This window comes from Methylobacterium sp. 275MFSha3.1, assembly GCF_900108435.1.
Classification (GTDB): domain Bacteria; phylum Pseudomonadota; class Alphaproteobacteria; order Rhizobiales; family Beijerinckiaceae; genus Methylobacterium.
Map to the genome: position 1 here is coordinate 310,447 of NZ_FNWP01000002.1, position 24,095 is coordinate 334,541.

A 24,095-nucleotide genomic window follows, 5' to 3' on the forward strand; every position below is an offset into this window, starting at 1 on the left:
TCTGAGAGAGATCGCATGCGCATCGAGGCGGAGACCGTGGAGCGGATGGTCGCGTGGCGGCGCGACCTGCACGCCCATCCCGAGCTGGCCTTCCAGGAGGTCCGCACGGCGGATCTCGTCGCCCGGGAACTGGCCGCCTGCGGCCTGTCGGTGAAGACCGGGCTCGGTCGCACCGGCGTGGTCGGGACCCTGAGCCGGGGCGACGGCCCGACCATCGGCCTGCGCGCCGACATGGACGCCCTGCCGATCCAGGAGGCGACGGGCGCTGCTCACGCCTCCCGGACGCCCGGCGTGATGCATGCCTGCGGCCATGACGGCCACGTGGCGATGCTGCTCGGCGCGGCCCGGCACCTCGCGTCGCGCACCGACCTGTCCGGGACGGTCCACTTCATCTTCCAGCCGGCGGAAGAGTGCGAGGGCGGCGGGCGCGCCATGGTCGAGGACGGCCTGTTCCGGCTGTTCCCGTGCGATTCCGTCTACGGCCTGCACAACTGGCCGGGTTTGCCGCTGGGGACCTTCGCGACCCGGGTCGGCGCCATCATGGCCTCCCTCGACACGTTCGAGATCGCGGTCGCCGGGTTCGGCACCCACGCGGCCATGCCGGAGCGCGGCACCGACACGCTGGTGGTCGCCTCCGAGATCGTCCTCGCTCTGCAGACCATCGTGAGCCGCCGGATCGCCCCCACGGACCCGGTCGTCCTCAGCGTCACGCAGATCCACGGCGGCGACGCCTACAACGTCATCCCCGAGCGCGCGGTCATCCGCGGCACGGTCCGCTGCCTGGACGAGGCCGTGCGCAAGCGCGTGGCCGAACTCGTCGAGGCGATCGCGGGCGGGACGGCCGCCACGCACGGCGCCCGCGCGGAGGTGGACTACCGGTTCGGATACCCCGCCACCGTCAACACCGCCGACGCCGTCGGCACCGCCCTGGAGGCGGCCGGGGCCGTCCCGGACATCACCGCGCGCCGGGGCGAGGTCGGACCCTCCATGGCGTCGGAGGATTTCGCCTACATGCTCGAGGCCTGCCCCGGCGCCTACGCGTGGATCGGGACCGACGGGACGCGCAAGAGCCTGCCGCTCCACAATCCGGGCTACGACTTCAACGACGAGGCCCTGCCGGTCGGCGCCGCCTACTGGGCCGCGCTGGGGGCGCACAGCCTCAGGCCGTGACGCGGCGCGCACCCTGAGAGATCGCCCGCGCCGGAGGCGCGGGCGATCCCGATGGCGGGCGTCAGGCCGCCATCGGCCCGTAACGCCGGTGACCCTTCACGTCGAAGCGGTCGAGCATCATGACCTTGTCCCAGGCCTTGACGAAGTCCGCCACGAAGCGCCGCTGGCCGTCGCTGCCCGCGTAGGCGTCGGCGATGGACCGGAGCTGCGCGTTCGACCCGAAGACGAGGTCGCTGCGGGTCGCCTCGAACTTCGTCTGTCCGCTCGCGCGGTCCTTGAGCGCGAAGGTCATCCCCTCCGTATCCGCCTTCTCCCAGACCAGATCGACGTCGGTCAGGTTGCGGAAGAAGTCGGTCGTCAGCGCCCCGACTCGGTCGGTCAGGACGCCCCGGCTCGACCCGTCGTGGTTGGCGTTGAGCGCGCGCAGGCCGCCGGTCAGGACGGTCCATTCCGGGGCCGTCAGCGTCAGCAGGTTCGCCTTGTCGAGGAACATCTCCTCCGGCGACACGCTGCGCGTCATCTGCCCGAAGCCGTCGTCGACGTAGTTGCGGAACCCGTCCACCACCGGCTTCAGCCACTCGAACATCTCGAGGTCGGTGAGCGCCTGGGTCGTGTCCACCCGGCCCGGCGTGAACGGGACCGGCGTCTCGACCCCGGCATCGCGGGCCGCCTTCTCCACGGCGACGCAGCCGCCCAGCACGATCAGGTCCGCCAGCGAGATCTTCTTGCCGTCGCTGCGGCCGCCGTTGAAGGTCGCCATCACGCCGCGCAGGGCCTCGACCACGGGCGCGGCCCGCCGGTTGACGGCCCAGTCCTTCTGCGGCGCGAGGGCGAGGCGGCCGCCGTTGGCCCCGCCGCGCTTGTCGCTGTCGCGGTAGGTCGAGGCCGCCGAGAAGGCCGTGAAGGCGAGATCCGAGACCGACAGGCCCGTGCCGGAGATCGCCTGCTTCAGCGCGGCGATCTCCGCCTCGCCGACGAGGTCGTAGTCCCGCTCGGGCAGCGGGTCCTGCCACAGGAGCCCGTCCTCGATCACGACCTCCGGGCCGAGGTAGCGGTGCTTCGGACCCATGTCGCGGTGGGTAAGCTTGTACCACGCCTTGGAGAAGGCCTGGGTGAAGGCGTCGAAGTCGTTGAGGAACTTCTCGCAGACCTTGCGGTAGTCGGGATCGACCTTCAGGGCGATGTCGGACGTCATCATCATCAGCGGGTGCATCTGGCCGGAGACGTGGGCGTCCGGCGTCTTCGGCGCGGCGGGATCCTTCGGCGTCCACTGCAGGGCGCCCGCCGGGCTCTTGGTCTGCTCCCACTCGAACTTGAAGAGGTTCTCTAGGTAGGCGTTGTCCCACTTCGTCGGATCCGGGGTCCAGCTGCCTTCGATGCCGTTGGTCATCGTGTCCTTGCCGGAGCCGGTGCCCTTCGGATTGTGCCAGCCCAGCCCCATCGCCTCCATCGGCGCCATCTCGGGCGGCGGCCCGATCTCCTTGGCCGGCACCATGCCGTGGCTCTTGCCGAAGGCGTGGCCGCCCGCGATCAGCGCCACCGTCTCCTCGTCGTTCATCGCCATGCGGGTGAAGGTGATCCGGATGTCGCGCGCGGAGGCCAGCGGATCGCCGCTGGCGTAGGGGCCCTCCGGGTTCACGTAGATCAGCGCCTGGTGCGAGGCGGCCAGCGGGTTCTCGAGGTCGTAATCGGCGTCGCCGTTCTTGCCCCGCCAGCGCTTGTCGCGGTTGACCATGTCGTCAAAGCTCGAGACCGAGCCCATCTCGACGACCTCCGGTCCCCAGTAGGTCGCGTCGTCCGCCTCCCAGGCGTCGAGGCGGCCGGCGGCGAAGCCGTAGGTCGGCAGGCCCATGATCTCGAGGGCGCAGTTGCCGGTGAGCACCATGAGGTCGGCCCACGACAGGGCGTTGCCGTACTTGTGCTTGATCGGCTGCAGGAGGCGCCGCGATTTGTCGGTGTTGCCGTTGTCCCACCAGCTCGAGATCGGGGCGAAGCGCTGCATGCCGGTGCCGGCGCCGCCGCGCCCGTCGGCGATCCGGTAGGTGCCGGCCGAGTGCCAGGCCATGCGGATCATCTGCGGGCCGTAATTGCCGTAGTCGGACGGCCACCACTCCACCGACGAGGTCAGGAACTGCTTGATGTCGCGCTTGAGCGCGTCGAAGTCGATCTTGGCGAACTCGGCCGCGTAGTCGAAATCCGGGCCCAGAGGATCGGCCGCCAGCCCGTTCTGGTGGAGCACTTCCACCCGCAGGCGATGGGGATACCAGTTCTCCAGCGTCGGCCGGTTGCCGTGGGCGCCGCCGATCCGGTCGCCGCCGAACGGACACTGGCCGGCCATGTGAAACGACGTCGTGTCCGTCTTGTCGATCGTCTCGCTCATCGGGTGGTCCCCCTTGGTGTTGCGCGACGGCCGGGCGCGCGGGGCCCGGACGTCGAAGGCGGTGGGCGGTGCAGGCGGTCCGAACCCTCAGGCGATTCCCGTCGCGCTCGAGACTCGTGACGAAATGAGGCGGTCTCCGGCTGGATCAAGCGCGGGGCGTCGAAGTCTTGCCGGGCTTGCGGTGGAGGCTCCCGCAGAGACCGCGATGACGTTGTCGCGATCTGCCCTGTCGCCGCCGTCGCGGAGAGCCGGCATCGACTCGACGTCGACAACGGCCCGTGCCCGGGCATTGCCCTTCGTCTTGGAGCTGTGGGCCGACCGTCATGATGGTCGTCTCGCGGGGGGAGGTCCTGTCCCCGCGCGGACCGATCGAAACGGCCGGCGCCGGTCGACGTCGGTCGACGTCGGTCAGGGCGTGGATCGCGTCCCGGCCGGCGGGGCGCTGATTGATCCGCTCTCGGAGCCGGTGACGACCTTGCGGGCGGCGGCCTGACTCTGGCTGGCGTAGTCGGGCGGCGCGGTCTCACCCTGCCAGATCATCAGGCCGGCCAGGGCGGCGACCATCAATCCCACACTCACGAGGAGCACGATCAGAACCGGCCTGCCGCGCCGACCCTGACGGGTCTCTCGAGACGTACGATATTCGACCATCCGCGCCTCGCTGGACCATGATCCCGGGAAATCCCGGCGGAAACCCGCGGCCCGGCGAATGGGTCCTGTACTGCGACGCTGTGGACCACGGGATCAGCGCGCGCCGGCACCGCTCCGTCGCCCATTGGCGCCTGCCGGCGATAGTCATACAGTCATACACATGACCGTCGTGACCGCACCTCAGCCCGATCTCCGCTTGCCGCTCTACCAGCGCCTGCGGGACGAGATCGCCTTCCAGATCGCCCGCAACGTCTGGCGGTCGGGCGAACCGATCCCCACGGAGGCGGAACTGGCGGCGACCCACCGCGTCGCCATCGGCACCGTGCGCAAGGCGATCGACGTCCTCGTCGCCGACGGCCTCGTCGAGCGGCAGCAGGGCCGCGGCACTTTCGTTCGGCGGCCGCGCTTCGACCGGTCCCTGTTCCGGTTCTTCCGGCATCTCGGCCCGGACGGCACCCAGGCGGTGCCGGAGGGCCGGATCCTGTCGCGCGAGGCCTGTCCGGCCCCCGCGACCGTCCGCGAGTCCCTCGGCCTGGACGCGCGCGGCGACGCGATCCGGCTGATCCGGACACGCCACCTCCAGGGCCGCCCGATCCTGTCCGAGACGATCTGGCTGCCGGCCGCGCGGTTCGCGCCGCTCCTCGAAGCCCCGCTGACGCAGATCGGCGACCTCCTCTACCCCGCCTACGAGCGTCTCTGCGGCGAGATCGTCGCCCGCGCCGAGGAGACCCTGACCGTCGGCATCGCCGACGCGACCGACGCGGGGCGCCTCGCGATCGCCGACGGAGACCCGGTCGTCGTCATCGAGCGCCTCGCCTACGGCTTCGATGCCCGACCGATCGAGTGGCGGGTGACGCGCGGCGCTGCCCGGGACTTCCGGTATCACGTCGACATCCGCTGAAAGGCGGGCGCCTTGACGCGCCGACCCTCGCGTGCTCATCTATTCATATAAATGACTAGTCCTCTTCGGAGGACGGAGGAAAGCCCGTGTTCCGCTGGTACCGAGAGGTCGGTCCGGCCGAGCGTCGCACCTTCTGGGCCTGTCTGGGCGGGTGGTCGCTCGACGCCCTGGACGTGCAGATGTTCAGCCTCGCCATTCCCGCGCTGGTCGCGAGCTTCGGCCTGAGCCGCTCGGAGGCCGGCCTGATCGGCGCGGTCACGCTCGTGGCGGCGGCGATCGGCGGCTGGCTCGGCGGCCTCGCGGCGGACCGGATCGGCCGCGTCCGGGCCCTCCAGATCACGGTGCTGTGGTTCGCGGTCGCGACCTTCCTGGCGGCCTTCGCGCAGAGCTTCGCCCAGCTGCTGACCCTGAAGGCACTGCAGGGGATCGGCTTCGGCGCCGAGTGGGCGGCCGGCGCCGTGCTCATGGCGGAGGCGATCCGGCCCGAGCACCGCGGCCGGGCGCTGGGCGCCGTCCAGGGCGGCTGGGCGCTCGGCTGGGGCGCGGCCGTGCTCCTGTCCACGGCGGCGTTCTCGGTGCTGGATCAGGACACCGCTTGGCGAGCCCTGTTCGCCTGCGGCCTCGCGCCGGCGCTCCTCCTACTCTACCTCCGCCGCTCCGTCCCCGAGCCGGTCCGGTCCGTGGCAGGGCCGGCGCCGTCACGGGCCGGAGGGCTCGCGATCTTCGCGCCCGGCCTGCGCCGGATCACGGTGCTCGCGACGCTGCTCGGCCTCGGCGCCCACGGGAGCTTCCACGCCCTGTTCACGTGGCTGCCCACCTACCTGAGCGTCGAGCGCGGCGCCTCGGTCCTCGGGACCGGGCTCTACCTCGCCATCATCATCGCGGCCTTCGGCCTGGGCTGCCTCGTCGCCGGCGGCCTCGTGGACCGGCTCGGCCGCCGCCGGACCGTGGCGCTCTACGCCGCCGGCTGCATGGCCCTGGTCGTCCTGTACCTGCTGCTGCCGGTCGGCGGCACGGGCCTGCTCCTCCTCGGGGCGCCCCTCGGCTTCTGCACGGCCGGCATCCCCGCGAGTCTCGCGGCGCTGTTCAGCGAGCTCTTCCCGGACGGGCTGCGCGGGACCGGGATGGGCTTCTGCTACAACGCCGGCCGCCTCGCCTCCGGCCTGCTGCCCCTCGGCGTCGGCCTGCTCAGCGAGATCTGCGGCCTCGGCCCGGCGATCGGCCTGTCGGCCCTCGGTGCCTACGGGCTCGTCCTCCTCGCCGTCGCGCTCCTGCCGGATCGGCAGCCCGGTGGCGCGCTGATCCCCCAGACCGTGAGATGATCCGATGAACCGGCGCCTCTTCTGCCGCACCCTGCTCGCGGGCGGCGTCACGCTCGCGCTTCCCGCCCGCGGCCGCGCGGCCGGGACCGCCGTTGCCGCCCACGACGGCGTCGCTGCGGTGGACACCCACGCCCACGTCTTCACCCGGGCCCTCACCCTCACGGGCGACCGGCGCTACGCCCCTGACTACGACGCGAGCATCGCCGATTACCGTGCCATGCTGGACCGGAACGGCATGGCCCGCGGCGTGTTGATCCAGCCGAGCTTCCTCGGCACCGACAACGGCTACATGGTCTCGGCCCTGCGCTCCGCGCCGGAGCGGCTGCGCGGCATCGCCGTGCTGGCCCCGGAGGCCGAGACCGCGACCCTGCGCGACCTCGCCGGGCAGGGCGTCGTCGGCCTGCGCCTCAACCTGATCGGCCGGCCGGACCCGGATTTCGCCGGCCCGGTCTGGCGCGCCCACCTCGCGCGCGTCGCGGATCTCGGCTGGCAGATCGAGGTTCAGGCCGAGGCGCGGCGCCTCGCGCGGCTGCTGCCGCCGCTGGTCGAGGCGGGCGTCCCCGTCGTGGTCGATCATTTCGGCCGGATCGACCCCGCCCTCGGCATCGCCGATCCGGGCTTCGCCGACCTGCTCGGCTTCGGCCGCGGCGGCCGCGTCTGGGTCAAGCTCTCGGGCGCCTACCGCATCGGCAGCGGCGAGGCCGGCCGGCAGACGGCGGTGCAGGCCGCCGAGCGCCTGCGCGGCGCCTTCGGGGCGCGGCGCCTGCTCTGGGGCAGCGACTGGCCGCACACGCAGTTCGAGACCCAGGCCAGCCCGGCCGAGGCCCGGCGCGACCTCGACGCCTGGGTGCCGGACCCGGCCGAGCGCCGGATCGTCCTGGCCGAGACGCCCGCCGAACTCTTCCGCTTCGACCGCTAGGCCGAGGCGGGCCCGCCCGAATTCCAGCGAGGACAGGACCATGGCAACACCGACCACGCCACACGCGGCGGACGCGGCCGCCTTCGAGAGCCGAACGATGCGGAAGGTCGGCCTGCGCCTGATCCCCTTCCTCGTGCTCTGCTACTTCATCGCCTACGTCGACCGGGTGAATGTCGGCTTCGCGGCGCTGACCATGAACCACGATCTCGGTCTCTCCGCCGCGGCCTTCGGCCTGGGCGGCGGCCTGTTCTTCGTGGCCTACGTCCTGTTCGAGGTGCCGAGCAACCTCGCCATGGAGCGCGTCGGCGCGCGGATCTGGATCGCGCGGATCATGATCACCTGGGGGCTCGTCGGCATCGGCTCGGCCTTCGTCACCGGTCCGCTGAGCTTCGCCACCGCCCGCTTCCTGCTCGGCGCGGCCGAGGCCGGGTTCTTCCCCGGCGTGATCCTGTACCTGACCTACTGGTTCCCCAAGGCCTACCGGGCGCGGATCGTGGCGTTGTTCATGGTCGCGATCCCGCTCTCCAGCTTCTTCGGCTCGCCGCTCTCGGCGGCGCTGCTCACCCTCGACGGCGCCGCGTCCCTGCGCGGCTGGCAGTGGCTGCTGATCATGGAGGCGGTCCCGGCCGTCCTGCTCGGCGTCGCCGCCCTCGCGCTGCTGCCGAGCCGGCCGGCCGAGGCGACCTTCCTGAGCCCGGCGGAGCGCGGCTGGCTGACGGACCGGCTGGAGACCGAGCGGCGCGCCGCCGAGGCGAGCGCCGGGCACCACGCCCACGGCCTCGCGGCGGTCTGGGCGGTGCTCGCGAGCCGGCAGGTCTGGCTGCTCGCCGTGATCTACGCGGGCAGCTCGGCCACCAGCAACACGCTGTCGCTGTGGATGCCGCAGATCCTCAAGGGGTTCGGCCTCAGCAACCTGCAGACCGGCCTGCTGAACATGATCCCGTTCGGCATCGCCTCGGTCTTCATGATCGTCTGGGGCCTGCGGGCGGACCGCAGCGGCGAGCGGATCTGGAGCACGGCCCTGCCGCTGGCGCTGACCTCGGTGAGCTTCGCCCTGACGCTCCTGACGGGCTCGCTCTGGATGACGCTGGTGCTGCTCTCGCTGGTCCTGCTCGGCAACTACGCGATCAAGGGCCCGTTCTTCGCCCTGGCGACCGAGACGCTGCCGCCGGCCCAGACGGCCGCCGGCATCGCGGCGATCAACACCCTGGCGCATCTCGGCACCGGGGCGATCACCTCGCTGATCGGGGTGCTGCGCGAGCAGACCGGCAGCTTCCCCGTCGCCCTGCTGCCGCTCTGCGCGCTCACGGGCGTCGGCTGCGCCCTGGTCTTCTGGATCGGCCGGCACCAGCCGCGGGCGGCGACCGTCGGGGCGACCCCGTCGATCGCCCGGGGCTGAGGCGGCGGCCCGTCAGGTCGGCTGGCCGAGGATCCCCAGGATCTCCCGGCGCAGCCGCACGATCTCGGCATCGTCGCGGTGGCGCGGATAGGGCGCCGCGACGGGCAGCTCGGCCCGGATCGCGGCCGGGCGGTCGGAGAGCACGATCACGCGCTCGGCCAGCACCAGCGCCTCCTCGACGTCGTGGGTGACGAGGAGCGCGGTGAAGCGCTTCTCCTGCCAGAGCCGCAGGATCTCGGCCTGCATGGCGAGCCGCGTCAGGGCGTCGAGCTTGCCCAGCGGCTCGTCGAGGAGCAGCAGCCGCGGCGCGTTGACGAGCGCCCGGGCGAGGGCCGCCCGCTGCGCCATGCCGCCGGAGAGCTGGTGCGGGTAGACGTCGGCGAAGCCTGTGAGACCGACGAGCCCCAGCGCCTGGTCGACGAGGGCCGCCCGCGACCGCCCGACGCCGCGGGCCTCCAGCCCCAGGGCGACGTTGCCGCGCACGGTCCGCCACGGATAGAGCGTCGGGTCCTGGAAGACGAGGAGCCGGGACGGGTCCGGCCCCTCGACGAGGTCGCCGTCGACCCGGATCGCGCCCTGGTCGGGCGGCTCCAGGCCGGCGACGAGCCGCAGCAGGGTGGACTTGCCGCAGCCCGAGGGGCCGAGCAGCGCCACGAAGCCGCCGGGCTCCACGTCGAGGCTCACCCGGTCGAGGACCGGCAGCGGCGCCCCGCGGATCGCGAAGGCGTGGCTGACGGCCTCGACCGCCAGGCGGGCCCCGGCGCTCTGGGCGGCGGGGCGTTCGAGGGTCGCGGCGGCTACCATTGCACCAGCCCCTTCTGCCACGCGAGCAGGCGGTCGCGCAGGCGGAACAGCAGCGTGATCAGGGAGGAGCACATCAGCGCCATCACGATCAGCGCCGCGTACATGTTGGCGTAGGCGGCCCAGCCCTGCGCCCACTGGAGGTACCAGCCGAGGCCAGACTTCACGCCGAGCATCTCGGCGACGACCAGCACCGCGAAGGAGCCGCCGAGCCCCATGAACAGCCCGACGAAGACGTGCGGCAGCGCCGCCGGGATCGCCACGCGCAGGATCAGGAAGCCGCGCGAGGCGCCGAGCGTCCGCGCCACGTCGAAATAGGCCTTGTTGACGCCCGCCACCCCCGACCAAGTCAGCACCGTGACCGGGAAGCCGGTCGCCAGCGCCACCAGGAAGGTGCTGGCCGACCACGAGGACGGGAAGACGAAGAAGGCGAGGGGCAGCCACGCCGTGGCCGGCAGCGGCCCGACGAAGCGCAGCACCGGGTGGGCCCAGTAGCCCACCGCCCGGAAGGTGCCGATGGCGACGCCCAGGACGAAGCCGGTCGCCGCCCCGATGGCGTAGCCGCCGGAGAGCAGGATCAGGGAGTTGAGGATGCTGCCGCCGAGCTTCGGCCAGTCGTCGAGGAAGACCTCTAGGATCGCCTGGGGCGACGGGAAGAACGGCATCGGCAGCAGGGCGAACTTCGCCGTGACCGCCTCCCAGACCAGCAGCGCCACCGCCAGCACCGTGAGCCAGGGGCTCCAGTACCGTAGCCGCGACCCGAGAGGGCCGAGGCGGGTCGCCACGGGCGCGAGCGTTAGGAGGGCGAGGCCGAGCGCCGCCGCGCCGGACGCGAAGGCCGCGGTCTCGGGCAGGTCGTCCGCCTCGGGCAGGCCGAGGGTCACGCCGGCCAGGGCGAGCCAGGCGCCCCCCGCGAGGACGATCCGCCAGGGCGGCCGCGGCAGCCTTCGGGACGGGGCGGCGGCCCGCGGGGCGACGCCGGCGGTGATGCTTCCGGACATGGCGCGCCTCAGCTCAGCACGTCGGCGTAGATCCGCTCGGCGAACTTCGCCGTGTCGGTGGACCGCCGCAGGACGTTCACCTGCTTCAGCTCGTCCCCGTAGAGCGCGAGCTGCTGCTTGAGATCGCCGCCGACCGGGCTGTCGCCGTGCTGCTGGCTGCGCAGCATCGCGGCGAGATCCGCGATCGAGCCCTTGCCGCCGTAGCCGGAGAAGGCCCGGGCGGCGGCCTCGGGATCCCGGTGGACGGCGTGGCCGCCCTCTAGGATCGCCCGGGTCAGCGCGCGCGCCACCGCGCGGTCGTTCCGGATCAGGCTGCCGCGGGCGGCGACGACGCAGCAGGTGCGGGTGGCGAACTCGCCCGACAGGTTGGTGGCGACCTCGGTGAAGCGCGGGTCCTTCAGCCAGATCCAGGTCCGCGGGTCGGAATCGGCCAGCGCCTGCGCCTCGCCCTTCTCCACCGCGAGATTCAGCAGGTCGGCCGGGTACTGCCGCCACTCCACCCCGCTCTCCGGATCGATCCCCGCCTTGGCGAGCAGCAGGCCGAAGAAGTTCTTGGCCGGGCTCGCCTGATCGCTGATCGCGATGGTCTTGCCCTTCAGCCCGGCGATGTCGGCGATGCCGGAGGACTTGGCGCTGAGCAGCCGCAGGCAGCCGCCGTGCAGCCCCGCGGTGATCTTCACGTCGAAGCCCTGCTCCAGGGGCTTGAGCCAGCGCAGGGCCATGCCGATCCCGGCATCGGCCTTGCCCGTGGCGATCGCCTCCAGCAGGGCCTCGGTCGAGCCGCCGAAATTGACGAACTCCACGTCGAGGCCGTGCCGGGCGAAGATCCCCTGCTCCTTGGCGAGCGGCGCGGCCGCCGTGCAGATGGCCGTGGCGTTCCAGGCCAGCTTGACCGTCCGGAGCGGGCCCGCGGGCGCCTCCGCGGCGGCGGGTCGGCAGAGCGGGCCGGGGTCGAACGGCGCCCTCGGTCCGGGTGCCCAGGCGCGGCCGGTGCCCATGCCGAGGCCGAGCGGCAGGGCGGCGGCCGCGGCGCCGACCTGCAGCAGGCGCCGCCGGGAGGGCGAGGGATCGGAGGAGGGGCTGCCCGGTCGGGAGGGCGCTTCGGTCATCTCGGGTCTCCGGGCCGCGCGACCGCGCGGCGGGAACGGCGCGCGTCACCGCACCGGTGGCGCGACCGGGCGGATCTGGCGTCCTCGTCTTCGGGAATGATCCGTCGAGGGATCAGGATGCCGAGTATTCGATCGCTGCAGGACCGAGTCAACGAAAGCGTTTCCTCTATTTTCGCGCGATCGGGTAAGATCATTCACGGATCGGCGCCGTCGCACGGCGCTCAGGCGCCCCGGCTCATCGGCGAGAAGCGTCGCTCGTCTGTCTCTCGATGGCGGGATCCCGAACGACGACCGGGAGAACGATCGATGCCTGCCCCCGGGGGGCGGAAACACGTTCTTCTTCACCGTCCGACGACGCGGCAACATCCTCCTTCCGATCCATGAATATTCGGAACGGCATTCCGTTGACGCGACCCGGGTCCCGGCGGACCATCGCGGCTCCCGGGATGGCGCCGCGCGGCCGCCCGCCGATCACGTCGCCGAACAGCCCATGACCGTCGCCGTCCCGCCCCCCGACATCGTCAGCAGCCTCGCCGGACGGCTTGCCGCCCGCGCGGCCGACCACGACCGCGCGGGGACCTTCCCGCACGACTCCCTCGCGGCGCTCCGGGAGGCCGGGCTCCTGGCCGTCACCGTGCCGCGGCGTCTCGGCGGCGGTGGTGCGGGTCTCGCGCGGGCCGCCGCACTGGTGCGCGCGCTCGGCGCCGCCGACCCGGCGACCGCCCTGGTCGTGGCGATGCAGTACCTCCAGCACGGGCTGATCCACCGGCCCGACACCCCGTGGCCGCGCGCGCTCGCCGACGCGGTCGGCGCGGCGGCGGTGGCGCGGGGGGCGCTGATCAACGCCCTGCGGGTCGAGCCCGAACTCGGGACACCCTCGCGGGGCGGCCTGCCGGCCACGGTCGCCCGCCGCGACGGCGCGGGCTGGCGGATCTCCGGGCACAAGATCTACGCGACCGGGGCGCCGGGGCTCGCCTACGGCCTCGTCTTCGTCCGCACCGACGAGGCGGAGCCGCGGACCGGAACCGTCCTGGTGCCGTTCGACGCGCCGGGCATCCGCATCGCCGAGACCTGGGACCATCTCGGCCTGCGCGCCTCCGGCAGCCACGACGTCCACTTCACGGACGTGCCGATCCCCGGGGACCACGCCGTCGACCTGCGGCCGCCGGGCGGCTGGTCGGGGCCCGATCCCTGGCAGCAGGCCTGGAGCTGCACCCTGCTCGCCGCCCTCTACGACGGCGTGGCTCGGGCGGCGCAGGACTGGTTCACCGGCTTCCTGCGGGCGCGCCGGCCCGGCAGCCTCGGGGCGCCGCTGGCGAGCCTGCCGCGCTTCCACGAGGCGGTCGGCGAGAACGAGCGGCTGCTCGCCGTCAACGCGCGCCTCGTCGCCGGGCTCGCCGCCGAGGTCGATGCGGGACATCCCCCGCCGCCGCGCGAGTCCGGCTTCGTGAAGCTCACCGCCACGGAGAACGCCGTCGCGGCGGTCCAGCGCGCAGCGGAGCTGTCCGGCAACGCCGGCCTGTCCCGGGCGAGCCCGCTGGAGCGGCACCTGCGCGACGTTCTGTGCGCGCGCATCCACTGGCCGCAAGGGGACGCCGTCCGCGCCGCCGCCGGCAGGGCCGCCCTCGGCGCCTGAACCCGCCCTCGACCCGGAGATCGCACCATGAGCCTGCTTCCCCCCGATGCCGTCGAGTTCATCGGCTTCGTCGCCCCCCGCCACACCTCCGAGATCCACCCGGCGGCGGGGCCGTCCATCGACCGCGACTACCTGAAGCTCCTGGCGCAGGCGCACGAATGGGGCGGGTTCGACCGGGTGCTGGTGGCCTTCCACGCGACCACGCCGGACGCGCTCCTGCTCGCCGGGCAGGTCGCCGCCGTGACCGAGCGGCTGGGACTGATGATCGCCCACCGCACCGGATTCACGGCGCCCACCGTGGCGGCGCGGCAATTCGCGACCCTCGACCAGCTCACCGGCGGCCGGGTCGCGATCCACGTGATCAGCGGCGGCGACGACCGGGAACTCGCCCAGGACGGCGACCACCTCACCAAGGACGCGCGCTACGCCCGCACCCGGGAGTTCCTCGACATCGTCCGGCAGAGCTGGACCGCCGCGGAGCCGTTCGACTACGCGGGCGATCACTACCGGGTGGAGCGCGGCTTCTCCGAGGTGAAGCCGGTCAACGCGATCCCGGTCTATTTCGGCGGCGCCTCGCCGGCGGCGCTGGCGGTGGCCGGCCGCCACGCCGACACCTACGCCCTCTGGGGCGAGACCCACGCGCAGGTCGCCGAGCTGATCGGCCGGGTGCGGGCGGCGGCCGCGGCCCACGGGCGGGCGCCGCGCTTCAGCCTGTCGGTCCGGCCGATCCTCGCCGAGACCGAGGCGCGGGCCTGGGAGCGCGCCGAGGACATCCTGGCCCGGACCCGGGCCGTCCGGGCCGCCAAGGGCCTCGGCCCGGCGGCGACGCCGCAGAACGAGGGTTCCCGGCGGCTCCTCGCGGCCGCCGCCGCGGGGCCGCGCCACGACAAGCGCCTGTTCACCGCCATCGCGGCCGAGACCGGGGCGGCGGGCAACTCGACCGCCCTGGTCGGCACCCCCGAGCAGGTCGCCGACGCCCTGCTCGACTATCACGACCTGGGCGTTCGGACCTTCCTGATCCGCGGCTTCGACCCGCTGGAGGACGCGCTCCAGTACGGCCGGGCGCTGCTGCCCGCCGTCCGGGCCGCCCTCGGGCGCCGCGGCGCCGCCGAGGCCGCCTGATGCGCGCCGTCATCCTCGCCCTGCTGGCGCTCCTGGCGGTCCGGCCGGCGCACGCGCAGGAGGTGCTGCGGGTCGGCGACCAGCGCGGCAACGCCCGCGCGCTGATGGAGGCGGCCGGCGTGCTCGACGGGCTGCCCTACCGGCTCGACTGGAGCGAGTTCCCGGCGGCCGCGCCCCTGCTCGAGGCGCTGAATGCCGGCGCGATCGACGCGGGCGGCGTCGGCGACGCGCCCTTCACCTTCGCGGCGGCCGCCGGGGTGCCGGTGAAGGCGTTCCTGGCCTTCCGCAACCGGCAGGACGGGCTGGCGATCCTGGCGCTCAAGGAATCGCCCCTCCGCACCGTGGCGGACCTAAAGGGCAGGCGCGTCGCGACGAACCGCGGCTCGATCGGCCATCAGGTGGTCCTGGCGGCGCTGGAGGAGGCGGGGCTGCCCGCCGACAGCGTGACCTTCAGCTTCCTGCCGCCGGCCGACGCCAAGATCGCGCTGGCTTCCGGGGCGGTCGACGCCTGGTCGACCTGGGAGCCCTACACCTCCACGGCGGAGCTCGCCGGCCTCGTCCGGGTGATCCGCGACGGCAACGGCATCACCCCGGGCCTGACCTTCGCGGTGGCGAGCGACGACGCGATCCGGACCAAGCGGGCGCTGCTCGCCGATTTCGGCGCGCGCCTCGCCCGCGCCCGGGCCTGGGCCCTGACGGATCCGGCGCCCTACGCGGCCGTCTGGTCGAAGCTCATCGGCCTGCCCGAGGCGGTGCCGCTGCGCTGGTTCGGCCGCGCCGCCTACCGGGCCGTCCCGATCGACGCGTCCGTGATCGCCGACGAGCAGCGCAGCATCGATCTCTACGTCCGCGCCGGGCTGATCCCGAAGGCCCGCGCGCCGCGGGCCGAGGCGATCCTCGACACGAGCGTCTCGCAAACCGCCGCCGCCGTGCAATGATGGCGCGGGAGGACCCGACATGCACGACCACGGCGACGACCACGGCCACAGCCACGATAATGGCCACGCCCACGATCACGCCCATGCTCACGCCCACGATCACGGGGCGTCCGAGCGCTGGAAGCACGACGGCGTCCGGGTGATCCCCGGCGACCGGCTCGACGCCAACACCGCGCAGACGCCCGGCATGTACCGGCAGGCCGCGATCAACGCCGCCCGGGTCGGCGCCCAGAAGATCTGGGCCGGCACGGTGGCGATCCAGCCCGACGCCAAGACCGGCGTGCACCACCACGGCGAACTGGAGAGCGTGATCTACGTGGTCTCGGGCCGCGCCCGGATGCGCTGGGGCGACAGGCTCGAATACGTCGCCGAGGCCGGGCCGGGCGACTTCATCTTCGTGCCGCCCTTCGTGCCGCACCAGGAGATCAACGCCTCGACCGACGAGCCGCTGCACTGCGTGCTGGTGCGCTCCGACAACGAGGCGGTGGTGGTCAACCTGCCCGACGTCGAGGCCGCCGAGGCGCCCGAGACGGTGTACTGGGTCGACCCGATCCACAAGCATCCGTGAGAGACCGGAGACGGCAGCGATGAGCCGGGACCGCCAGCTGCATCTCGGCGCCTTCATGCGCCCGGTCGGCATCCACACCGCGTGGTGGCGCTATCCGGGCGGCTATCCGGACGCGAACTTCAACTTCGAGCACCTGGCGCACTTCGCCCGGCGGCTGGAGGCCGCGAAGTTCGACGCGTTCTTCATGGCCGACCACCTCGCGGTGATGAACATGCCGGTGGCGGCGCTCCGCCGCTCGGCCACCGTGACGTCGTTCGACCCGCTGACCCTGCTGCCGGCGCTCGCCGTGCTCACCGATCGGATCGGCCTGATCGCCACCGCGTCGACAACCTACAACGAGCCCTACCACGTCGCCCGCAAGTTCGCCTCGCTCGACCACATCTCGAAGGGGCGGGCCGGCTGGAACCTCGTCACCTCCGGCAACCCGGACGAGGCCCTGAACTTCGGCCGCGACGCGCATCTGGAGCACGCCACCCGCTACGCCCGGGCGCGCGAGTTCTTCGACGTGGTGACCGGCCTGTGGGATTCCTTCGCCGACGACGCCTTCACGATGGATCCGGCGAGCGGCCTGTTCTTCGACCCGGCGAAGATGCGCGTCCTCGACCACCGCGGCGACTTCCTGAAGGTGAAGGGCCCGCTCAACGTCGCCCGGCCGGTGCAGGGCTGGCCGGTGATCGTCCAGGCCGGCGCCTCCGAGGCCGGCAAGCAGATCGCCGCCGAGACCGCCGAGATGGTGTTCGGCGCGGCCTCGACCGTGGAGGCGGCGCGGGCCTTCTACGCCGACGTGAAGGGCCGGATGCCGGCGGCGGGGCGCGACCCGGACCAGCTCAAGATCCTGCCCGGCTGCTTCATCGTCCTGGGCGAGACGGAGGCCGAGGCGCAGGCCAAGAAGGCGCGCCTCGACGACCTCGTCCATCCCGACAGCGGCCTCGCCAACCTCTCGGTCCGCCTCGGCGTCGACGCGACCGGCTTCGACCTCGACGCGCCGCTCCCGGAGCTCCCCGAGAGCAACGCCAGCAAGAGCGGGCAGGCCCAGATCGTCGACTACGCCCGGCGCACCGGCGCGACCGTGCGGGAACTCGCCCGCAAGGTCGGCGGCTACGGCGGCCTGCAGATGGTCGGCACGGCCGCGCAGGTGGCCGACCGCATGGAGGAGTGGCTGGAGACCCGCGCCTGCGACGGCTTCAACGTGATGTTCCCGTTCGTGCCCGAGGGTCTCGACGACGTGGTCGACCGGCTGGTGCCGGAGCTGCAGCGGCGCGGGCTGTTCCGCCGGGACTACGCCGGGACGACGCTGCGCGACCATCTCGGCCTCGCGCGGCCGGCCAACCGCTTCTTCCCGCCCGACGCCCCGCCCGACGCCCCGGCTCGGCCAGGGGGCTGATCGACCCGCCGCGCGGGCCGGCGCGGGCCCGCGCCGTCGGGGTGCGTGGCGGATCATGCGAACGGCGCGAACCTCCGGTCGTGTCGCGCGGTTATTCTCGGATCGTCGCGCGCCGATGGGAGGGGATCGTGCTCGAGGCTGTTCCGCCCCTGTCCGGGTGCCGCGTCCTCGTCGTCGAGGACGAGTATCTCATCGCCAGCGAGGTCAAGCGCTGGTTGCACAGCGCCGGGGCCGAGGTGATCGGCCCGGTCCCGCGCGCGGATCTCGCCCTGGACCTGATCGCCGAGCAGACGCCCGACGCCGCGGTGCTCGACGTGAATCTGGGCGACGGGAACAGCGTCTATCCGGTCGCTGAGCGTCTCGGCGTCCTCGGCGTGCCGTACCTGTTCGCCACCGGCGACGTGCGGGTCACCGGCGCCCCGGCCCAGGCGAGCCGGCCCATCCTGGAGAAGCCGTTCGTGGCGGCGGAGCTGGTCCGGGCCGTGACCAGGCTCGTCGCGGCTGCCTGAGGCCGCCGCGCCGCCCGCGCGGCCTCAGAGGGGGCCCGGCCCGGGATGCGGGCCCATGCGCCGGCGGTCGTGCTCGATGGCGAAGACGTGGGCGTAGAGGTTCGCGACCCAGCCCCGTCCCTCGACCGTGAGGTCGAGGAACCGGATCGCGTCCCCGATCACGGGCTCGATCTTGCCCCAGAAGAACGATGGGTAGCGCTCCGCGAGGTCGGCCGGGCTGTCGTAGCCGAGTTCCGCGTTGACGCCGATCTCGGCGAATTCGTGGAACAGGGCGTTCAATTTGCGCGGGTAGAGCGGGTCGCCGAGCTGACCGATCAGGTCGGCCGCCCGCAGCAGCCCGGCCTCGGTCCCGGTCTCGCGATGGGAATCGTCCTCGGGGACCGGGAAGCGGGTCAGCTCGATCGCCCGGATGACCCGGGACGCGTCGACGAGATCGTGCGTGCCGAAGCGCTCCTGCACGGCCAGCTTCGAGCGCTCCACGTGGTAGGGCGCCAGCGCCGCATCCGAGGCGCCCCGGGGCAGGCTGACGGTCGTGCCCTGCGCGTCGATGACGAAGGCCTGCAGCCGGTCTCCGGCGCAGACGCCGCGCACGTAGCCGATGTCGTGGTAGAGGGCGGCCAGGATCATGTGCAGCCAGTCCTCGGGCGTGATACCTTGCTGCAGGAAGCGGCCGCGGAGGATGTCCTGGGCGACCAGGGTGACGAGGGCCGTGTGGTCGCCGTCATGGTAGAGGGCGTCGCTCCCGACGATCCGCTCGATCGTCAGGCGCGCCGCGGCCTCGATGATCTCGGCGTAGCGCGGCTCCCGGCTGCCGAAGGTCCGCTGGTAGGTCAGGGCCAGGTGCTCGCCGAGGGCGTCGGCGAGCATCTTGGTCGCGTCGAACATGGGATCCTCGCCGTCAGCTGCGTCGGGCGGCGCCGCGCCCGGCCGGGTCGATGGAGATCACGCGGATCGCCCCCCGCGATCGACGAGCCGCTCCTCGAGATAGGCCGCCGCGTCCGCGTAGAGTTCGTAGCGGCGCAGCAGCACTGCCCGCTTCTCGGCCTTGGTCGCCGCGTCGAGCTTGGCGCGGGCCCTGTCGGCGCGGGCGCGCAGCTTCCCGGCGAGCTTCTCGAAGGCGGCATCGATCCGCGCGCCGACCTTCTCGCCCTCGGCGCGCGCCGCATCCAAGTCGTCCCGTCGGCGCTTCGGCCCGGCCCTCTTCGCTTCTCCAGCCATGACGCATCTCCGGTCGCCCCGATCGGTGGCGGAACCGTATGACGGAACGATCACGGGCGCGACATGGGATCGGCCGCCGCGGGCGCGGCGCTTTCTCAGGCGTGTCACGGAACGCTGCTCTAGCTCGACCCCGCGACGCGCAGGAGAACCGGCGATGCGGCCCGACGACAGCTCTGCCCCGGATGCCACCTTGAACGCCAACGCGGATGCCACCCTGGAGGCGATCCGGCGTGACCTCGCCGACAGCTACGACGAGGAGCTGGAACTCGGGCTCGAGGAGGATCGCCTCGACCGGCTCGCGGCCGAGCTCGGCGGCGCGCCGCCCGATCATCTCGACCGCAAGGTCTATTTCCGCGCGCTGCTCCGGCTCCAGCACGAGCTGGTCCGGCTCCAGGACTGGGTGCAGGACCGGAAACTGCGCGTGGTCGTGCTGTTCGAGGGCCGCGACTCGGCCGGCAAGGGCGGCGTGATCAAGCGGATCACCCAGCGCCTCAATCCCCGCGTCTGCCGCGTCGCCGCCTTGCCCGCCCCGAGCGAGCGCGAGCGGACGCAATGGTATTTCCAGCGCTACGTCTCCCATCTGCCCGCCGGCGGCGAGATCGTGCTGTTCGACCGCTCCTGGTACAACCGCGCCGGCGTCGAGCGGGTCATGGGCTTCTGCACCGAGGCGGAAGTCGAGGAGTTCTTCCGGTCGGTCCCCGAGTTCGAGCGCATGCTGGTGCGGTCCGGCATCGTCCTGGTAAAATACTGGTTCTCGATCACAGATGCCGAGCAGGAATTCCGCTTCCGGATGCGGATCCACGATCCGCTCAAGCAGTGGAAGCTGTCGCCCATGGACGTCGAGTCGCGGCGCCGCTGGGAGGACTACACCCGGGCCAAGGAGGACATGCTGGCGCGGACCCATATCCCCGAGGCGCCCTGGTGGGTGGTCGAGGCGGTCGACAAGCGACGGGCCCGCCTGAACTGTATCAGCCACCTGCTCGACCAGATCCCCTACGGCAGCGTGGAGCACCCGGCGGTCCACTTGCCCGAGCGCCTGCGGCACGCGGACTACGTGCGCGGCCCGGTCCCCGCCGCGATGATCGTTCCGGCCGCGTTCTGATCGCGGCGCGGTGACGGCGCGGGAGTCGTGATCCTGTCGCGGTGGCGCGGCTATAGCGCCGCCATGGCGAAGCGCCCCATGACTCTCGACCTGTTCACGACCCTGGATATCGTCGATGACGACGTCTCGGCCGTCGTCGACGCCTATCTGGCCGATCCCACGCCCGGTTCGGTGGCGTTCGGGGACGGCTTCCGCATCGATCCCGCAGCCGCGGTGGCCTCGCATCCCTTCGCCCGGACGCTGATCGATCAGCCCTGGGCCGATGCCGGGCTGCGCCGGGCCGCCATCCGCGCCGCCATCCTGCTGGCGGAGCCGGAGCGGGTCTGACGGGATCGGCCACCGGTCGCGCGACGGTCGCGCGATATTTGTGGGGCTGGCATGCGGCTGTCATCGCGCTGGCATACCGCTGTCATGCGGCCGTCATGGGCGGGATGGCAGGTCGCCGCCACGGCGAACCTCCCGACCCTATGCCGCCACTCCGCCCGCCCGGTCCTGCCGTGGCGGGCTTTTGTATGCCCGCGGCTCGGCCATCGCGACGACGCGCGTCGGATCCTACGCCTAAAACGGTAGGTGTGCCGACCTCTGCCCACACGACGCCCGGTTGTAATCTGGGGCGGAGACGGCGCGGATGAACGGCGCGCCTTCACGGTGAACGATCGGTTTACCCAAACCGCACAATTGCGCCGACCGCTCCGATCCGGGCGCGATCGGCGGGCGTTCTACGGGCAGGTCCACCGGAGACGTGCTGACATGCTGATCCTCAACCCGATGACCGGCCAGATGGTCGAGGTGCGCGTGCCCCGGCCGAAGCCGAAGGCCGCCTGAGCGCGCCAGCTCTCCGTCCGCTTCCCCGCACGCCCGCGGCCCAGGCGGCGTGCCCCTCCAGCCCCGCACGACCCATGCTGCCGACCGATCTCGACCGACCCGCCGAACTGACCCTCTGGCCGGGCTACGCGCCGGCCCGGGTGGCCGTGTCGCACAGTTTCCCGACGCTGCGGGCCGCCCTCGCCGCCGCGGTCGCGGCGATCGACGCCGAGGATGCCAATCCCTGGATCATTACCGAGGGCGGCGACATCCTCGCTCCGGGATGGATCCGCGCGAACACCGCGGGCGCCGTCCTGCAGTAGCCGGACGTCAGCCGGCGAGCTGGTCCGCGCCGCGGTTGCGCCACCGGTACTCGCTCGGCGAGATCCCGTAGCTGTCCTTGAAGCGGCGGCTGAAATGGCTCTGGGTGCAGAAGCCGCAGCTGTAGGCCAGCTCTCCGACGGCCAGATGGGCGAAGCCGGGATCGGCGAGACGCTGCGCGGCGGTCTCCAGCCGCCGCCGCCAGATCCAGTCGGCGATGTTGCGGTCCTGCTCGCGGAACAGGGCCTGGAGGTGGCGCAGCGACACGCCGACGGCCGCCGCGAGCCGGGCGGGGTCGAGGTTCAGGTCGCCGAGATGGGCCTCGATGTGGGCCAGCGCGCGCTGGAAGATCAGGACGCCCTGGATGTTCTTGGGGGTCTCGTGCGCGAGGCGTTCCGCGATGCTCGCGACGATGAGATCGACGCCGACCGACGCCATGCGGTTCGACATGTCCGGCGTCAGGCGCTCCGCGTTGCGGACCAGTTCCTGGAAAAAGGTCGTGACCATCGACGTGCCGACTTGATCCGCGCCGATCGTGAGGCACGTGAACCGGCGCGTCGAGCCGAGGGCGCGCTCCAGGGCCGCGCGCGGCAGCTCGACGAACAGCGTCTGCGTGTCGACGTCGGAGCCCATCGTCGCCGGCCGACGGTCCATCACGACGATGTCGCCGGGATTCTGGATCGCGGTGCGGTCGTCCTGCGCGCTGAACACGCGGCCCTTGAGCGTGATGGCGACGTTCAGGGTCTCGTACTTGCCGTGCCGGCGGATCGTGTCCGGGGTCGCGACGGTGGTGACGGCGCTCTGCGTCACGCGCGTGATCAGCAGCGGCCCGACCTCCGCGGCCTCCAGTGTGCCGGTGAAAGCGTGCGCCGCGGCAGGCGTAAGTTCGACCGGCACGATCCGCTCGAAGATCGTCTCACGCCAGAGGCGGAAACTGTCTTTCGGCTTGAAATCCGCCGTAGAGAACAAAGTCCTCATCGTAAATTCTTGTATTCATGCTTCGCCGCGCGCGCTCGGGAAAACGGTAGCACGCTTTCAGGCAAGCGCAACGGCGCCGACCAACCTAAGAAGGTTCTCGACCTTGTCAGGAGCCCATAACGTGTCCGATTCGTCCCTCGTCAGCCCTCAATCCAATATCGTGCTGACGGCAGGGCTCGTCGCTGCCTACGTATCGAACAATCGGGTTCCGACCGCCGACCTTCCGACCCTCATCGCGCAGTGTCACGACGCGATCACCGCGCTGGCCGCCAACGGGGCGGCGTCGATCGAGGCGGCTGGGGACACGGACGCGCTGCGCGACCGGCCTACCGCCGCGCAGATCCGCAGCTCGATCCGGCCCGACGGCATCGTGAGCTTCATCGACGGGCGCCGGTACAAGACGCTCAAGCGCCATCTCACGGCCCACGGCCTGCACCCGCAGAGCTACCGCGAGCGCTACGGTCTGCCGGCCGACTATCCGATGGTCGCGCAGGAATATGCCGAGCGCCGGTCCGCGCTGGCGCGCTCCATCGGCCTCGGCGTGCCGGGCGAGCGCGCCGCCTGAGCCGACCCGCCTCGGCAGGCCGCGGCTGATTCGTGGCTGGCTCTCTCGGCCTCAGGCGGCCGCGTGCCGTCCGTCGGGCAGCAGATCCCGGCTCGCCTGCTCGATCCGTTTGAGCCAGTCCTCGGCCGCCGCCGCCCGCAGGGTCGCGGCCTCGGCCCGCGCCTCGGCCTCCCGGACGCGCCGGTCGGCTTCCGCCTCGCGTTCGTGGACCTGCCGCGCCGCCTGCGCCCGCGCCTCCTCCAGGAGCGCCCGCAGGGTCCGGATCTCCTGTTGGGCGGCCTCCAGATCCGCGGCCAGCGTCTCGCAGGCGGTCGATTGCTGGTGCAGGCGCTGATCCTGCGCCTGCTTCGCGACGGTCGCGGCCGACAGGGTGTCGAGGATCTGGCTCCAGTCCGCCACCGGCCGCGACGGCGTCTCCGGATCGGGTTCGGGGGACGCTTCGGAACGCGCCGCCGGGCTCGGTGCGTCGGCCACGAGGGGGCCGTCGGCGACCCCCGGAGCCGGCTCCGTCGGTTCTCCGCGCTCACGCGCGATGCGGGCGTCGAGCTGGGCCCAGAACGTCGCGTTCATCGCCGTGGCGGTTCCGCCGGGTCCGCGCCGGTCACGAAGCCGCCCGCGTCGCGGAAGCCCGAGCGCGGGCGTCCTGTGTGCTGCCCGCCTGGCCGGTCCCCTGTCCGCCCGGCTGCATCACGAATTCCGCGTCGATCGTCTCGGCGATGCGCTGGAGCATCTGCTCCGCCGCCGCGGCCCGCTCCTCGGCGGCCGCGGCCCGGTCCTCGGCGGCCTGGATCAGCTTGATCGCCTGCGCGTGGACCTCGTGGGTCTCCCGCTCGGCCGCCAGCACCTGGGCGCGGGCCGCGTCCATGTCGGCGCGCACCTGCCGCAGCAGGTCCTGGACGTGCGTCTCCTGCTCCTGCGCCCGGTCCTCGACGTCCCGGATGTAGCGCGCCGCGCCCTGCACCCGCTCCAGCAGGTCGGGCCACCGCTCGACCGGCGACGGGTTCTGGTTGCGCCCCTGCGCCGAGACGCGCTCGTCCGCGGCGAGCAGGACGAGGTTGCCGGTGCGGATCCGGGTCGTCGGCTCGCGGGCGTCGCGCGCGACGGCATCGATCTGGTCCAGCGCCTCGGCCTTGGGGTGCTTCGTCTGTTCCATCACGCGTCCTGCCGACAGGGTGCAGCGCAAGCCTTCGGTGAGGCATCGGCGTCTGCCTCACAGCGACGGAAAATGGTTAACAACTCCTTAATGTTCGCGCTAGGGTTGCGCTGCCGCGGCGATACCCGCGCGACGTCGCGCGCG

General features: G+C 72.5%; 25 protein-coding genes. 15 read left to right on the plus strand and 10 right to left on the minus strand.

The window, feature by feature from the left end; genetic code table 11:
* Positions 1-15 precede the first annotated feature (15 nt).
* Positions 16-1,170: a M20 aminoacylase family protein gene (locus BLW78_RS01360; RefSeq protein WP_020091054.1), complete on the plus strand. Its 1,155-nt coding sequence runs from the start codon at positions 16-18 to the stop codon at positions 1,168-1,170.
* 61 nt (positions 1,171-1,231) lie between these two features.
* Here BLW78_RS01360 and katG read toward each other — a convergent pair whose 3' ends face one another.
* Together katG and BLW78_RS01370 are read right to left on the minus strand one after the other, a co-directional pair.
* Entirely contained in the window at positions 1,232-3,550 is a 2,319-nt protein-coding gene (gene katG, locus BLW78_RS01365; RefSeq protein WP_091675951.1) for a catalase/peroxidase HPI, read from the minus strand.
* A gap of 408 nt (positions 3,551-3,958) precedes the next feature.
* Positions 3,959-4,138, minus strand: a complete 180-nt coding sequence (locus BLW78_RS01370) for a hypothetical protein (protein ID WP_234081819.1) — start codon at positions 4,136-4,138, stop codon at positions 3,959-3,961.
* A gap of 223 nt (positions 4,139-4,361) precedes the next feature.
* Here BLW78_RS01370 and BLW78_RS01375 point away from each other — a divergent pair, with 223 nt between their 5' ends.
* The 4 genes from BLW78_RS01375 (at position 4,362) to BLW78_RS01390 (ending at position 8,742) form a co-directional block, all read left to right on the plus strand.
* Positions 4,362-5,102 (plus strand): GntR family transcriptional regulator, encoded by a 741-nt coding sequence (locus BLW78_RS01375; protein WP_091675954.1) that lies wholly within the window; start codon positions 4,362-4,364, stop codon positions 5,100-5,102.
* A gap of 86 nt (positions 5,103-5,188) precedes the next feature.
* Positions 5,189-6,424 (plus strand): MFS transporter, encoded by a 1,236-nt coding sequence (locus BLW78_RS01380; protein ID WP_091675957.1) that lies wholly within the window; start codon positions 5,189-5,191, stop codon positions 6,422-6,424.
* 4 nt (positions 6,425-6,428) lie between these two features.
* Positions 6,429-7,343 carry an amidohydrolase family protein gene (locus tag BLW78_RS01385; protein ID WP_091675959.1) on the plus strand — a complete coding sequence of 305 codons (915 nt, stop codon included), beginning with the start codon at positions 6,429-6,431 and terminating at the stop codon, positions 7,341-7,343.
* A gap of 40 nt (positions 7,344-7,383) precedes the next feature.
* Entirely contained in the window at positions 7,384-8,742 is a 1,359-nt protein-coding gene (locus BLW78_RS01390) for an MFS transporter (RefSeq protein ID WP_091675961.1), read from the plus strand.
* A gap of 12 nt (positions 8,743-8,754) precedes the next feature.
* Here BLW78_RS01390 and BLW78_RS01395 read toward each other — a convergent pair whose 3' ends face one another.
* Genes BLW78_RS01395 through BLW78_RS01405 form a run of 3 tightly spaced genes read right to left on the minus strand, consistent with a single transcriptional unit; the run spans position 8,755 to position 11,653 of the window.
* Positions 8,755-9,546 (minus strand): ABC transporter ATP-binding protein, encoded by a 792-nt coding sequence (locus BLW78_RS01395; RefSeq protein ID WP_056522794.1) that lies wholly within the window; start codon positions 9,544-9,546, stop codon positions 8,755-8,757.
* Positions 9,540-10,544 carry an ABC transporter permease gene (locus BLW78_RS01400; RefSeq protein ID WP_091675964.1) on the minus strand — a complete coding sequence of 335 codons (1,005 nt, stop codon included), beginning with the start codon at positions 10,542-10,544 and terminating at the stop codon, positions 9,540-9,542. The genes BLW78_RS01395 and BLW78_RS01400 overlap by 7 nt, the downstream gene beginning before the upstream one ends.
* Before the next feature lie 8 nt (positions 10,545-10,552).
* Positions 10,553-11,653 carry an ABC transporter substrate-binding protein gene (locus BLW78_RS01405; protein WP_091675966.1) on the minus strand — a complete coding sequence of 367 codons (1,101 nt, stop codon included), beginning with the start codon at positions 11,651-11,653 and terminating at the stop codon, positions 10,553-10,555.
* Positions 11,654-12,143: 490 nt separating this feature from the next.
* Between BLW78_RS01405 and BLW78_RS01410 the strand changes: the two genes are divergently transcribed.
* The 6 genes from BLW78_RS01410 to BLW78_RS01435 all read left to right on the plus strand — a co-directional run bounded on the left by BLW78_RS01410 (position 12,144) and on the right by BLW78_RS01435 (position 17,810).
* Positions 12,144-13,289: an acyl-CoA dehydrogenase family protein gene (locus BLW78_RS01410; protein ID WP_091675969.1), complete on the plus strand. Its 1,146-nt coding sequence runs from the start codon at positions 12,144-12,146 to the stop codon at positions 13,287-13,289.
* Between the two features lie 27 nt (positions 13,290-13,316).
* Positions 13,317-14,411 (plus strand): LLM class flavin-dependent oxidoreductase, encoded by a 1,095-nt coding sequence (locus tag BLW78_RS01415; protein WP_020091043.1) that lies wholly within the window; start codon positions 13,317-13,319, stop codon positions 14,409-14,411.
* Positions 14,411-15,349, plus strand: coding sequence for an ABC transporter substrate-binding protein (locus BLW78_RS01420; RefSeq protein ID WP_091675971.1), 939 nt, complete (start codon positions 14,411-14,413; stop codon positions 15,347-15,349). The genes BLW78_RS01415 and BLW78_RS01420 overlap by 1 nt, the downstream gene beginning before the upstream one ends.
* Positions 15,350-15,368: 19 nt before the next feature.
* On the plus strand, positions 15,369-15,917 hold the full coding sequence (locus BLW78_RS01425) for a cupin domain-containing protein (protein ID WP_091675974.1): 549 nt from the start codon (positions 15,369-15,371) through the stop codon (positions 15,915-15,917).
* A gap of 19 nt (positions 15,918-15,936) precedes the next feature.
* On the plus strand, positions 15,937-17,301 hold the full coding sequence (locus BLW78_RS01430) for an LLM class flavin-dependent oxidoreductase (protein WP_091675976.1): 1,365 nt from the start codon (positions 15,937-15,939) through the stop codon (positions 17,299-17,301).
* 128 nt (positions 17,302-17,429) lie between these two features.
* Complete coding sequence (locus tag BLW78_RS01435) at positions 17,430-17,810, plus strand: response regulator (RefSeq protein WP_091676467.1); 381 nt, start codon at positions 17,430-17,432, stop codon at positions 17,808-17,810.
* A 24-nt stretch (positions 17,811-17,834) separates the two neighbouring features.
* Here the strand turns inward: BLW78_RS01435 and BLW78_RS01440 are convergent, their stop codons facing one another.
* Positions 17,835-18,695: a hypothetical protein gene (locus BLW78_RS01440; RefSeq protein WP_020091038.1), complete on the minus strand. Its 861-nt coding sequence runs from the start codon at positions 18,693-18,695 to the stop codon at positions 17,835-17,837.
* A 57-nt stretch (positions 18,696-18,752) separates the two neighbouring features.
* Positions 18,753-19,028, minus strand: coding sequence for a hypothetical protein (locus tag BLW78_RS01445; RefSeq protein WP_091675979.1), 276 nt, complete (start codon positions 19,026-19,028; stop codon positions 18,753-18,755).
* Positions 19,029-19,182: 154 nt separating this feature from the next.
* On the opposite strand from BLW78_RS01445, the gene ppk2 reads away from it, so the two are divergent.
* From ppk2 to BLW78_RS01460, 3 genes are all read left to right on the plus strand, one after another.
* Complete coding sequence (gene ppk2, locus BLW78_RS01450) at positions 19,183-20,130, plus strand: polyphosphate kinase 2 (protein ID WP_244526718.1); 948 nt, start codon at positions 19,183-19,185, stop codon at positions 20,128-20,130.
* A 78-nt stretch (positions 20,131-20,208) separates the two neighbouring features.
* Positions 20,209-20,457, plus strand: a complete 249-nt coding sequence (locus BLW78_RS01455) for a hypothetical protein (protein WP_128083267.1) — start codon at positions 20,209-20,211, stop codon at positions 20,455-20,457.
* Between the two features lie 572 nt (positions 20,458-21,029).
* Positions 21,030-21,257: a hypothetical protein gene (locus tag BLW78_RS01460; protein ID WP_020091033.1), complete on the plus strand. Its 228-nt coding sequence runs from the start codon at positions 21,030-21,032 to the stop codon at positions 21,255-21,257.
* Positions 21,258-21,264: 7 nt separating this feature from the next.
* Here the strand turns inward: BLW78_RS01460 and BLW78_RS01465 are convergent, their stop codons facing one another.
* Positions 21,265-22,233 (minus strand): helix-turn-helix domain-containing protein, encoded by a 969-nt coding sequence (locus BLW78_RS01465; protein ID WP_091675982.1) that lies wholly within the window; start codon positions 22,231-22,233, stop codon positions 21,265-21,267.
* Positions 22,234-22,354: 121 nt separating this feature from the next.
* Here BLW78_RS01465 and BLW78_RS01470 point away from each other — a divergent pair, with 121 nt between their 5' ends.
* Positions 22,355-22,798: a Ros/MucR family transcriptional regulator gene (locus BLW78_RS01470; protein ID WP_020091031.1), complete on the plus strand. Its 444-nt coding sequence runs from the start codon at positions 22,355-22,357 to the stop codon at positions 22,796-22,798.
* Between the two features lie 51 nt (positions 22,799-22,849).
* On the opposite strand, the gene BLW78_RS01475 is transcribed toward BLW78_RS01470, so the two are convergent.
* On the minus strand, positions 22,850-23,368 hold the full coding sequence (locus BLW78_RS01475) for a hypothetical protein (RefSeq protein WP_091675985.1): 519 nt from the start codon (positions 23,366-23,368) through the stop codon (positions 22,850-22,852).
* A 31-nt stretch (positions 23,369-23,399) separates the two neighbouring features.
* Positions 23,400-23,951 (minus strand): hypothetical protein, encoded by a 552-nt coding sequence (locus BLW78_RS01480; protein ID WP_091675987.1) that lies wholly within the window; start codon positions 23,949-23,951, stop codon positions 23,400-23,402.
* Between the last annotated feature and the right edge of the window lie 144 nt (positions 23,952-24,095).

Bases quoted from the DNA above. Each gene is read 5' to 3' on its own strand.
- BLW78_RS01400 (WP_091675964.1), bottom strand. From the start codon at position 10,544: ATGTCCGGAAGCATCACCGCCGGCGTCGCCCCGCGGGCCGCCGCCCCG.
- BLW78_RS01425 (WP_091675974.1), top strand. From the start codon at position 15,369: ATGCACGACCACGGCGACGACCACGGCCACAGCCACGATAATGGCCAC.
- BLW78_RS01440 (WP_020091038.1), bottom strand. From the start codon at position 18,695: ATGTTCGACGCGACCAAGATGCTCGCCGACGCCCTCGGCGAGCACCTG.
- BLW78_RS01455 (WP_128083267.1), top strand. From the start codon at position 20,209: ATGACTCTCGACCTGTTCACGACCCTGGATATCGTCGATGACGACGTC.
- BLW78_RS01475 (WP_091675985.1), bottom strand. From the start codon at position 23,368: ATGAACGCGACGTTCTGGGCCCAGCTCGACGCCCGCATCGCGCGTGAG.
- BLW78_RS01360 (WP_020091054.1), top strand. From the start codon at position 16: ATGCGCATCGAGGCGGAGACCGTGGAGCGGATGGTCGCGTGGCGGCGC.
- ppk2 (WP_244526718.1), top strand. From the start codon at position 19,183: ATGCGGCCCGACGACAGCTCTGCCCCGGATGCCACCTTGAACGCCAAC.
- katG (WP_091675951.1), bottom strand. From the start codon at position 3,550: ATGAGCGAGACGATCGACAAGACGGACACGACGTCGTTTCACATGGCC.
- BLW78_RS01430 (WP_091675976.1), top strand. From the start codon at position 15,937: ATGAGCCGGGACCGCCAGCTGCATCTCGGCGCCTTCATGCGCCCGGTC.
- BLW78_RS01465 (WP_091675982.1), bottom strand. From the start codon at position 22,233: ATGAGGACTTTGTTCTCTACGGCGGATTTCAAGCCGAAAGACAGTTTC.
- BLW78_RS01415 (WP_020091043.1), top strand. From the start codon at position 13,317: ATGAGCCTGCTTCCCCCCGATGCCGTCGAGTTCATCGGCTTCGTCGCC.
- BLW78_RS01375 (WP_091675954.1), top strand. From the start codon at position 4,362: ATGACCGTCGTGACCGCACCTCAGCCCGATCTCCGCTTGCCGCTCTAC.
- BLW78_RS01445 (WP_091675979.1), bottom strand. From the start codon at position 19,028: ATGGCTGGAGAAGCGAAGAGGGCCGGGCCGAAGCGCCGACGGGACGAC.
- BLW78_RS01385 (WP_091675959.1), top strand. From the start codon at position 6,429: ATGAACCGGCGCCTCTTCTGCCGCACCCTGCTCGCGGGCGGCGTCACG.
- BLW78_RS01405 (WP_091675966.1), bottom strand. From the start codon at position 11,653: ATGACCGAAGCGCCCTCCCGACCGGGCAGCCCCTCCTCCGATCCCTCG.
- BLW78_RS01390 (WP_091675961.1), top strand. From the start codon at position 7,384: ATGGCAACACCGACCACGCCACACGCGGCGGACGCGGCCGCCTTCGAG.
- BLW78_RS01420 (WP_091675971.1), top strand. From the start codon at position 14,411: ATGCGCGCCGTCATCCTCGCCCTGCTGGCGCTCCTGGCGGTCCGGCCG.
- BLW78_RS01410 (WP_091675969.1), top strand. From the start codon at position 12,144: ATGACCGTCGCCGTCCCGCCCCCCGACATCGTCAGCAGCCTCGCCGGA.
- BLW78_RS01480 (WP_091675987.1), bottom strand. From the start codon at position 23,951: ATGGAACAGACGAAGCACCCCAAGGCCGAGGCGCTGGACCAGATCGAT.
- BLW78_RS01395 (WP_056522794.1), bottom strand. From the start codon at position 9,546: ATGGTAGCCGCCGCGACCCTCGAACGCCCCGCCGCCCAGAGCGCCGGG.
- BLW78_RS01460 (WP_020091033.1), top strand. From the start codon at position 21,030: ATGCTGCCGACCGATCTCGACCGACCCGCCGAACTGACCCTCTGGCCG.